12 protein-coding genes are annotated in these 8,664 nt (G+C 66.0%); 1 reads left to right on the top strand and 11 read right to left on the bottom strand.

Going from position 1 to position 8,664, the window contains the following annotated elements:
- The coding region (locus C4S70_RS12945) for a DUF3387 domain-containing protein (protein WP_146064217.1) at positions 1-831 on the top strand (831 nt) is incomplete at its 5' end.
- A gap of 211 nt (positions 832-1,042) precedes the next feature.
- Here C4S70_RS12945 and rpmE read toward each other — a convergent pair.
- The 11 genes from rpmE to C4S70_RS12890 all read right to left on the bottom strand — a co-directional run bounded on the left by rpmE (position 1,043) and on the right by C4S70_RS12890 (position 8,588).
- The gene (rpmE, locus tag C4S70_RS12940; protein WP_104008522.1) at positions 1,043-1,264 is read right to left on the bottom strand and encodes a 50S ribosomal protein L31; all 222 of its coding nucleotides are present in this window, start codon (positions 1,262-1,264) and stop codon (positions 1,043-1,045) included.
- 11 nt (positions 1,265-1,275) lie between these two features.
- Entirely contained in the window at positions 1,276-1,659 is a 384-nt protein-coding gene (gene rplS / locus C4S70_RS12935; protein ID WP_104008521.1) for a 50S ribosomal protein L19, read from the bottom strand.
- Positions 1,660-2,097: 438 nt separating this feature from the next.
- Positions 2,098-2,910, bottom strand: a complete 813-nt coding sequence (trmD, locus tag C4S70_RS12930; protein ID WP_235003828.1) for a tRNA (guanosine(37)-N1)-methyltransferase TrmD — start codon at positions 2,908-2,910, stop codon at positions 2,098-2,100.
- Between the two features lie 22 nt (positions 2,911-2,932).
- On the bottom strand, positions 2,933-3,448 hold the full coding sequence (gene rimM, locus C4S70_RS12925) for a ribosome maturation factor RimM (RefSeq protein ID WP_104008520.1): 516 nt from the start codon (positions 3,446-3,448) through the stop codon (positions 2,933-2,935).
- 6 nt (positions 3,449-3,454) lie between these two features.
- The gene (gene bluB / locus C4S70_RS12920) at positions 3,455-4,096 is read right to left on the bottom strand and encodes a 5,6-dimethylbenzimidazole synthase (RefSeq protein ID WP_104008519.1); all 642 of its coding nucleotides are present in this window, start codon (positions 4,094-4,096) and stop codon (positions 3,455-3,457) included.
- Positions 4,097-4,101: 5 nt separating this feature from the next.
- The gene (gene rpsP, locus C4S70_RS12915) at positions 4,102-4,491 is read right to left on the bottom strand and encodes a 30S ribosomal protein S16 (RefSeq protein ID WP_104008518.1); all 390 of its coding nucleotides are present in this window, start codon (positions 4,489-4,491) and stop codon (positions 4,102-4,104) included.
- 42 nt (positions 4,492-4,533) lie between these two features.
- Positions 4,534-4,833: a chorismate mutase gene (locus tag C4S70_RS12910; RefSeq protein WP_235003827.1), complete on the bottom strand. Its 300-nt coding sequence runs from the start codon at positions 4,831-4,833 to the stop codon at positions 4,534-4,536.
- The gene (locus C4S70_RS12905) at positions 4,826-5,428 is read right to left on the bottom strand and encodes a GNAT family N-acetyltransferase (RefSeq protein WP_104008516.1); all 603 of its coding nucleotides are present in this window, start codon (positions 5,426-5,428) and stop codon (positions 4,826-4,828) included. The genes C4S70_RS12910 and C4S70_RS12905 overlap by 8 nt, the downstream gene beginning before the upstream one ends.
- Positions 5,428-5,973, bottom strand: a complete 546-nt coding sequence (locus C4S70_RS12900) for a GNAT family N-acetyltransferase (protein WP_104008515.1) — start codon at positions 5,971-5,973, stop codon at positions 5,428-5,430. Before C4S70_RS12900 ends, C4S70_RS12905 begins: the two co-directional genes overlap by 1 nt.
- 159 nt (positions 5,974-6,132) lie before the next feature.
- Entirely contained in the window at positions 6,133-7,635 is a 1,503-nt protein-coding gene (ffh, locus tag C4S70_RS12895; protein WP_104008514.1) for a signal recognition particle protein, read from the bottom strand.
- A gap of 374 nt (positions 7,636-8,009) precedes the next feature.
- Positions 8,010-8,588, bottom strand: a complete 579-nt coding sequence (locus C4S70_RS12890) for an FMN-dependent NADH-azoreductase (protein WP_104008513.1) — start codon at positions 8,586-8,588, stop codon at positions 8,010-8,012.
- Positions 8,589-8,664 lie beyond the last annotated feature (76 nt).

The raw sequence follows: 8,664 nt of genomic DNA, 5'->3' as shown, positions 1-8,664 counted from the left end.
AAGGCCACGCTCAGAGGCCTGACACACGTCCGATCGAAGACCCCCGCCGAAAGACCGAAGATTACGCTGGCCAAAACAGGGGGCATCCACACACGAGCAGGCCCGGGCTCATGCCTTCGAGACGGCCTTTTTTCCGCGGTTCGAACCGGGATCGAGAAGCTCGGCGCGGATCGGGGCGCGGGCAAGAAGGGCGCCCCGGATCTTGCGATTCGGGAACTGGTCAACCAGGCCGTCTCATCCACCGAGGTGGTCGACATCCTCGAAGCCCGCGGCTTCGACCGCCCGGACATCTCCGTGTTGTCCGAAGAGTTCATGATCGAGCTTCAGAAGATGGAGGGCAGGAACCTCGTCGTGGAAGCTTTGAAGCGGCTCCTGAACGGTGAGATTTCCGCCAGGACTCGAACCAACGTCGTGAAGAAAGAGGAATTCTCGACGCGCCTACAACAGGCGATCGCGAGATACCACAATCGCAGCGTCGATGCTCTGCAGGTCATCCAGGAACTGATCGAGATCGCCAAGGATCTGCGGGAGCAGCCCGAAGATGGCCTGACACCCGAGGAACGCGCCTTCTACGATGCGTTGTCGCAAAATGACAGCGCCGTGGAAGTGATGTCGAACGAGGAATTGCAAGTCATTGCGACGGAACTCGTCAACACGGTGCGCCGGAATACCGGGACTGACTGGTGGCGCCGCGAGAATGTCCGGGCAAGAATGCGCGTTGCCGTGAAGAAGATCCTGCAAAGACATGGGTATCCGCCGGATCTGGCACAGGAGGCGGTAAAGACTGTCTTGAGACAGGCCGAGGCCATCGCTTCCGAAATCGGCAGATGACAAGTGAATAAAGATGCCGCGAAACCGCACATTCAATCCGAATGTGCGGTTTTTCAATTCGACTTGGAGGATATCACGAATCGACGGCGCTGATTGAACCAGCCTTTTGAATAGATGTGGCGCGGTCATGGCGCCGTCGACAGGATTTCAATATTTATGGCAAGGGCTGGCACCCGAGGGCGGCCTTTTCCATATCGCGGCAGGGCCGGGTTCAGAAGCCCAGGCCTTCGTATTTCTTCTTGAACTTGGACACGCGGCCGCCGGTGTCCATCAGGCGGGTGCCGCCGCCGGTCCAGGCCGGGTGCACGCTGGGGTCGATCTCGAGCGACAGGGTGTCGCCTTCCTTGCCCCAGGTGGATTTCATCTGAATGACGGTGCCGTCGACCAGCTTGACGTCGATCAGGTGGTAATCGGGATGAGTGTCTTTTTTCATCGGTCCGTTCCTCAGGCCTCGGCGCCTGCCTTGGGCTTGTAGTGGGAATCTTCCGCGATCCGGGCGGATTTGCCCCGGCGCGAGCGCAGATAGTAGAGCTTGGCCCGGCGGACGCGACCGCGGCGGACAACCTCGATGCTTTCGATATTGGTCGAATACAGCGGGAACACGCGCTCCACGCCTTCGCCAAAGGAAATCTTGCGAACGGTGAACGAACCGGAAATGCCGTTGCCATTCTTGCGCGAGATGCAGACGCCTTCGTAGTTCTGCACCCGGGTCCGGTTGCCTTCGGTCACCTTGTAGCCGACGCGAACGGTGTCACCGGCCTTGAAATCGGGGATCTTCTTCCCCAGCGAGGCGATCTGTTCCGCCTCGATCTGTGCGATCAGGTCCATCGCAACGTCTCCTGGTCTGCTCGCGGTTCATCCGCGAAGGTTGATGCGCCTCAGAGCTCTTGGTCTTCACCGGGTCCGCCTGTGTCCCGCAACCGGGGGCGCCCGCCAGAGATCAGGTCGTCGTTTGCTTGTCCGCGTCTTGCCGGGCAGGGCCTCAGGGACGAACCGAAGAAGGCGCGTGTGGCACGGACCTGCCAAAGGCAAAACGGCCCCGAGTCGGACATCCGGCCGGGACTGGCGCGGTATAGGCGGGTTGCGGGCGGGAATCAAGGGCCTTGTATGCGGGGGCGCTGCCGCAGGGGGGTGGTTCGGGGGCTCTGCCCCCGTCCGCGCATGCGCGCGGACTCCCCCGGAGTATTTCGAGCAAGATGAAGGGCAGGGCGGTTCGTCCCGGAGGAGGGCGAAGCGTCCGGCGGACCCGTTCGGGCATCGGCACGGTCAGCGGTCGGATTTCCGTGCCTGATAGGCCTCCCACAGGTCGGGGCGGCGTTCGCGCGTGATGCGTTCGGCCTGTTCGCGCCGCCACTGTTCGATCCGCCCGTGATGGCCCGACAGCAGCACCTCGGGGATCGGCCGGCCCTGCCATTCGGCGGGGCGGGTGTATTGCGGATGCTCCAAGAGGCCGGAGGAAAAGCTTTCCTCCTGCGCCGAGGCCGCATTGCCCAGCACGCCGGGGATCAGCCGCACGGTGGCGTCGATCAGCGCCTGCGCGGCAATTTCGCCGCCGGTCATCACGAAATCGCCCAGGCTGACCTCTTCGATCCGGTAGTGTTCCAGCACGCGTTCATCCACGCCTTCGAACCGGCCGCACAGCAGGGTCACGCCGTCGGCGCGGGCGAGCCGCTGCATCAAAGCCTGATCCATGCGCCGGCCGCGCGGGGAGAGATAGATCAGCGGCCAGTTCGGCGTGGTGCCGGCCATCGCATGCTCGATCGCCTCGCCCAGAACGTCCGCGCGCAACACCATGCCCGCGCCGCCGCCCGCCGGTGTGTCGTCCACGTTGCGGTGCCGCCCCTTGCCGAAGGCGCGCAGCTCGATGGTTTCCAGTTGCCACAGCCCCTCTTGCAGCGCCTTGCCGGTCAGGCTTTCCCCCAGCACGCCGGGAAAGGCGGTCGGAAAAAGCGTGATCACCTTCGCCTTCCACGCGCCCTTCAGATCCGGCGTCGGCGTCATCAGCTCGCGCGGCTTCAGCGACGGGCGGATCGTCTTGCGGCCCAGCGAACGGGCAGGGGTCTTGGGGTCGTCCGTCACGCGGAATCTCCGGTTCGTGCGGTCACAGCAGGCCCTCGGGCGGGTCGGCGACGATGCGGCGCGCGGCCAGATCGACCGTGGGCACCGCCGCGAGCGTAAAGGGCAGAAGGACCGTTCTGGACTGTCCGGCCAATTGCACCTCCAGCAGGTCGCCCGCGCCGTGGTTCAGCACCGCCTTGACCCGGCCGAGTAGCGCGCCGCCGGTGTCGAACACGTCCAGCCCGATCAGGTCGGCGTGGTAGAATTCGTCATCCGGCAATGCCGGGAGCCGGTCGCGCGGGGCATAAAGCCGGGTGCCGCGCAGGGCGTCGGCCTGTTCCTTGGTTTCCACCCCGCCCAGACGCGCGGCGAACCCGCCCTTGATCGGGCGCATGAGGCGCACGTAAAAGCTGCGCGCGCCGTCCTCGGTGCAAAGCGGGGCATAGGTTTCGATGTCCTCGGGCGTGGCGCAGAAGCTTTTCAGGCGCACTTCGCCGCGCACGCCGAACGCGCCCGCGATGGCGCCCACACAGATCAGGTCGTCAGGCTTTTCGGTCATGTCCGTTCAGCGGGTGTCCATCGGCAGTTCCGGCCGGCGCCTCTCCCAGCCGGCGGTTTCCAGTTCCGAGGTGTCAGATAGCGTCTCGGGCCAGCCGATGCAAAAATAACCGATCAGCCGCCAGCCGCCGGGCACGTCCAGATCCCGCGCCAGCCGGCCCGGGTCCAGCACCGAAACCCAGCCGCGGCCCAGCCCCTCGGCGCGCAGTGCCAGCCAGAACAGGGTGATCGCCGCCACCACGGAATAACGCCGCATTTCGGGCATGGTGTTCGCGCCCAGCCCGTGGCCCTTGGCGGTTTCGTCGTCGCAGAACACCGCCAGCTGCACCGGCGCCTCTTCCATGCCCGAAAGTTTCAGCGAGGCATAAAGCCGCGCGCGGTCGCCGTCATAGCCGGCCAGCGCGGCGGCATTGGCGGTGCGGAAATTGTCCAGCGCGGCGGCGCGGGCCTCGGGGCTTGTCACGCGCACAACGCGCCACGGTTCGCTGAGCCCCACCGACGGGGCCAGCCGGAACGAGTCGAGGCAGCGCGTCAGCACTGCCTCGTCCACGGGATCGGTGCGGAAACGGCGCACGTCGCGCCGCATCCGCATCAGCCGCCAGAGCTCGGCGCGGAACGTATCGGAAAACTCAGGCTCCCGCGCCGGCATCGGGCTTATTCCTCGGCGGCGGCCTCTTCGGCCGGGGCTTCGTCCGCAGCGGCGGCTTCAGCGGCCTTGGCAGCCTTTTCCTCGGCGCGTTCCTGGGCCTTCTTGCCCGGCTGGGCCTTCTTGGGGTTGTTGCGCTCGGTCTTTTCGCGCAGGCCGGCGGCCTCGAGGAAACGGGCCACGCGGTCGGTCGGCTGGGCGCCCTGGTCCAGCCAGAACTGCACGCGCTCGACATTCATCTTGACGCGGTCCTCGCTGTCCTTGGGCAGCAGCGGATTGTAGGTGCCCAGCTTCTCGATGAAGCGGCCGTCGCGCGGCATGCGGCTGTCGGCGGCGACGATGCGGTAGAAGGGGCGCTTTTTCGACCCACCACGGGCCAGACGGATTTTCATTGCCATTTTCTTGATCTCCTTTGGATGGCGTGGACCGGGTTGCCCCGGCTATTGCTTGTGTTTCTGGTGATGCCGGATGACTTCGGCGATGATGAAGTTCAGGAACTTCTTGGCGAATTCGGGGTCCAGATCGGCCGCCTTCGCCAGTTCTTCGAGACGCGCGATCTGCTGCGCTTCGCGCGCGGGATCGGACGGGGGAAGATCGTGTTCGGCCTTGAGCCGACCGACCGCCTGGGTGTGCTTGAACCGCTCGCCCAGGGTATAGACGAGGATCGCGTCGAGCCGGTCGATCGACTCGCGGTGTTCCTTGAGCAGTTCGGCGGCGCGGCTTGCGTGGTCGTCAGTCAATGGCCCAGCCTTTCGGTTTGAACATCGGGTCCGCGTAATGCGAGATTTCCATCTCGATCCCGTCATTGAGCTGGGTGCCGTCCAGCTCGGCCGGCGAGGGGTGGCGATAGACCGCGTCGTGTCCGTCCACTGTCGGCGCCTCCTTGTCCCGCCTGGCGCCCAGCCGCTCGGCCAGACGGATCGAGTCGAGGTTCTTGGGGTCGATGTAGCTGACCGCCGTTTTCCAGCCCAGTTCGCGGTAGAAATACTTGCGCGCCGCATGCGTCGCCTCCAGCGCGATGCCGCGGCCGGCGACTTCGGGCCAGATCACCCAGGCGATTTCGGCCTCGGGCCACATGGCGGGCTTCCAGCCGCCGGCCATGCCGTAGGTTGCGTCGGTGTCCTTGTCGTGGATCATCCACATGCCATAGCCGCGGATCTGCCAGTGACCGATCTCGGCGGCATAGAGCATCCAGCTTTCATACGGGTTCAGCGGCCCGCCCATGAAGCGGGCGCGGTAGCTGGTGAAGGTGGACTTGAAGCGCGGGTAGTCCTCGGGCTCGGGGCCGCGCAGGATCAGGCGCCGGGTTTCGATGACGGGGATGGATTTGGGCATCAAGCGTAGGCCTCCATTCCGCCATCGGCCAGTTCGGACGGGGCCGGGTGGCGCCAGACATGCATGAACCCGTGGCGTTCGTGGGTAAAGTCGCCGTCGGGCCGCGCGCCCATCCGGGCGGCGACGGCGGCGGATTTTTCGTTGCCGGGTTTGACGAGGCTGATTGCTGTCTGCCAGCCCAGCACGTCATAGGCATAGGCGCGGGCATGCAGCGCGGCCTCGGTGGCATAACCGCGGCCTTCGTGGCCGTTGAAGAGATCCCAGCCGATTTCCGGCTCGGGCCAGCCTTCGGGGGCAAACAGGCCGATCAGGCCCACGGGTTCGCCGGTGTCGCGCGTCTCGGCGATCCAGCGGCCGAAACCCTTGAGCGCCCAGTGGCCGATTTCCATCGCCAGCATCCGCCAGCTGCCTTCGGGGGTGAGAGGGCCGCCGACGAAGGACGCCCGGTCCGAGGCGTAGAATTCGGCAAAGGGCGGAAAGTCCTCGGCGCGCGGGGCGCGCAGGATCAGGCGCGGGGTTTCCAGCGTGGGGATGGAGGGGGTCATTGGACGATCTCCCACCGGGGCGCGAAAGCGGCCCGGTTCGCGCCCGACCCGCCCCCCAGGGCGGGCGCGAATTGCGCCCACCCCAGGCTCGGGCGCGAACCTGTGTCGCGTTTCGATCCGGCCCAAGGCGCGTTATGCTGGCCTCCGCACACCATCAGGTCACTTCTTTCTGCCCAGCCCGCTCAGCCCCGGCGGCAGGGCCATGCCGCCGCCGCCCAGCCCCGGCTGGCCGCCGCGCCCGCCCATCGCCTTGGCGGCGGCTTCCATCGCCTTGGGGTCCATCTGCGCGGCAAGCTCTTCGGGGCTGGCGCCCTTGCCGAACATGCCCTTCATGGCCTGTTTCAGCATCTTGCCCTTGCCCATGCGCCCCATCTTCTTCATCACGTCCGCCATCTGCCGGTGCATCTTCAGGAGCTTGTTGAGGTCGGACACCTCCATGCCCGCCCCCGCGGCGATACGCTTTTTCCGGCTGGCCTGAAGGATCTGCGGATTGGCACGCTCGCGCTTGGTCATCGACTGGATCAGCGCGATCTGGCGGCGGATCAGCTTGTCGTCCAGCCCCGCCTGCTGCATCTGCTTCGACATCTTGCCCATGCCGGGCAGCATGCCCATCAGGCCTTCCATGCCGCCCATCTGCAGCATCTGTTCCAACTGCATCTTCAGGTCGTTCATGTTGAACTGACCCTTGGCCATGCGGCGCATCATCTTTTCGGCCTGTTCGGCCTCGATGGTTTCCTGCGCCTTCTCGACGAGGGCCACGATGTCACCCATGCCCAGGATCCGGCCGGCGATGCGCTCGGGCTCGAAGGTTTCCAGCGCGTCCATCTTCTCGCCGGTGCCGACGAAACGGATCGGCTTGCCCGTCACCGCACGCATGGACAGCGCGGCGCCTCCGCGCCCGTCGCCGTCCATCCGGGTCAGAACAACGCCGGTGATGCCGATCTTGGCGTCGAACTCCTCGGCCACCTCGACCGCGACCTGCCCGGTCAGGCCATCGACCACCAGCAGCGTTTCGCGCGGCTCGACCACGTTGCGGACGTCCTCGACCTCCTGCATCAGCGCCTGGTCGATATGCAGACGGCCGGCGGTGTCCAGCATGTAGACGTCATAGCCGCCCAACGCGGCCTGCTGCTTCGCGCGGCGGGCGATGTCCACCGGTTTCTGCCCCGGCACGATCGGCAGCGTGTCCACTCCGATCTGCGCGCCCAGCACCGCCAGCTGGTCCATCGCCGCCGGGCGATAGACGTCGAGCGAGGCCATCAGCACCCGCTTGCCGTCCTTTTCCTTCAGCCGCTTGGCGATCTTGGCGGTGGTGGTGGTCTTGCCGCCGCCCTGAAGGCCGACCATCAGGATCGGCGCGGGCGGGTCGTCCACCTTGAGCTTACCCGGATCGCCGTCGCCCCGCAGCACGTCCACCAGCGCATCATGCACGATCTTCACGACCTGCTGGCCCGGCGTGACCGATTTCGTGACCGCCTGGCCGGTCGCCTGTTCCTGCACCTTCTTTACGAAGTCGCGCGCAACCGGCAGCGATACGTCGGCCTCCAGCAGCGCGACGCGCACCTCGCGCAGGGCGGTCTTGACGTCCTCTTCGGACAGCGCCCCCTGCTTGGTCAGCCGGTCGAACACGCCAGAGAGGCGTTCGGACAGATTTTCAAACATGTCTTCGGCCTCCTTCGCCGGTTTCCATGTGCCGCCCCTTAGGTAAGAGACGACGGCTCGATCCACAATCGCCGCATGGGCAATCCCGCAATGGGCAATCCCCAACGACACGCGCCCCCATGGGCCAACCCAAACGACACGCGCCCCCATGGGCCAACCCACACGACGCGCGCCCCCATGGGCGCGACGCGCTGATGGGGGGCGATCCTCGGACACTCCAAGGACCGGAAGGTGTGACGCTTCCGGGTATTGGGGGGCGCTTAGGCGCTTTGGGACGCGGAGTCAAGCATTGCCGGCCCTGCGCGCCGTGGAATGCGGAAACGAACCGGGCCGTCACATGGGCGGCCCGGTCGCGCGACGTCGTGGACGCGGACTCAGGCGGCCAGCGCCGCGATCCGGTCGTTTGCGGCCTTCAGCGAGGCCTCGGGGGCCACCGCCATCCGGTCGGCGGCGATAAACTCGACATCCGTGATGCCGATGAAGCCCAGCACATGGCGGACATAGGCCGTGGCGAAATCGGCCTCGGACCCGACCGGAACCCCGCCGGAGGCCACCGCGACGATCGCCCGCTTGCCTTTCAACAGGCCCTCGGGGCCGTTCTCGGTGTATTGAAAGGTCAGCCCGGCGCGGGCCACCAGGTCGATCCAGGCCTTGAACGCGGCGGGGACCGAGAAATTGTAGATCGGCAGACCGATCACGGCCACATCGGCGCGGACCAGCTCTTCGACAAGCTCGTCCGAAAGGGCCAGCGCCTCTTTCTGGGCGTCCGAGCGCTGATCGGCAGGGGTGAAGTTGGCGTTCACCCAGTCTTCGGTCAGCAAGGGCAAGGGGCGGGCCAGATCGCGGCGGATCACGTTGCCGTTCAGCCGGCGGACGATCTGGCCGGACAGGCTGCGGGTCACCGAATCCTGCAGACGGGCGGAGGCGTCGATGTGAAGAATGGTGCGGGTCATGGATTTATCCTTTGGGCGTTGGTTGAACCGTTGTGCCCCGCAAGATGGTCATTGCATTTGCGAACGCAGCGCGAGA

This window comes from Jhaorihella thermophila (genome assembly GCF_900108275.1).
GTDB classification, from domain to species: Bacteria; Pseudomonadota; Alphaproteobacteria; order Rhodobacterales; family Rhodobacteraceae; genus Jhaorihella; species Jhaorihella thermophila.
This window is presented reverse-complemented; position numbering and strand designations above follow the sequence as displayed.

What these genes read in the sequence shown, in the direction of transcription:
- ffh (WP_104008514.1), bottom strand. Translation starts at nt 7,635, where the DNA reads ATGTTTGAAAATCTGTCCGAACGCCTCTCTGGCGTGTTCGACCGGCTG.
- rpmE (WP_104008522.1), bottom strand. Translation starts at nt 1,264, where the DNA reads ATGAAAAAAGACACTCATCCCGATTACCACCTGATCGACGTCAAGCTG.
- rplS (WP_104008521.1), bottom strand. Translation starts at nt 1,659, where the DNA reads ATGGACCTGATCGCACAGATCGAGGCGGAACAGATCGCCTCGCTGGGG.
- C4S70_RS12905 (WP_104008516.1), bottom strand. Translation starts at nt 5,428, where the DNA reads ATGCCCAAATCCATCCCCGTCATCGAAACCCGGCGCCTGATCCTGCGC.
- C4S70_RS12900 (WP_104008515.1), bottom strand. Translation starts at nt 5,973, where the DNA reads ATGACCCCCTCCATCCCCACGCTGGAAACCCCGCGCCTGATCCTGCGC.
- rpsP (WP_104008518.1), bottom strand. Translation starts at nt 4,491, where the DNA reads ATGGCAATGAAAATCCGTCTGGCCCGTGGTGGGTCGAAAAAGCGCCCC.
- C4S70_RS12890 (WP_104008513.1), bottom strand. Translation starts at nt 8,588, where the DNA reads ATGACCCGCACCATTCTTCACATCGACGCCTCCGCCCGTCTGCAGGAT.
- bluB (WP_104008519.1), bottom strand. Translation starts at nt 4,096, where the DNA reads ATGCCGGCGCGGGAGCCTGAGTTTTCCGATACGTTCCGCGCCGAGCTC.
- rimM (WP_104008520.1), bottom strand. Translation starts at nt 3,448, where the DNA reads ATGACCGAAAAGCCTGACGACCTGATCTGTGTGGGCGCCATCGCGGGC.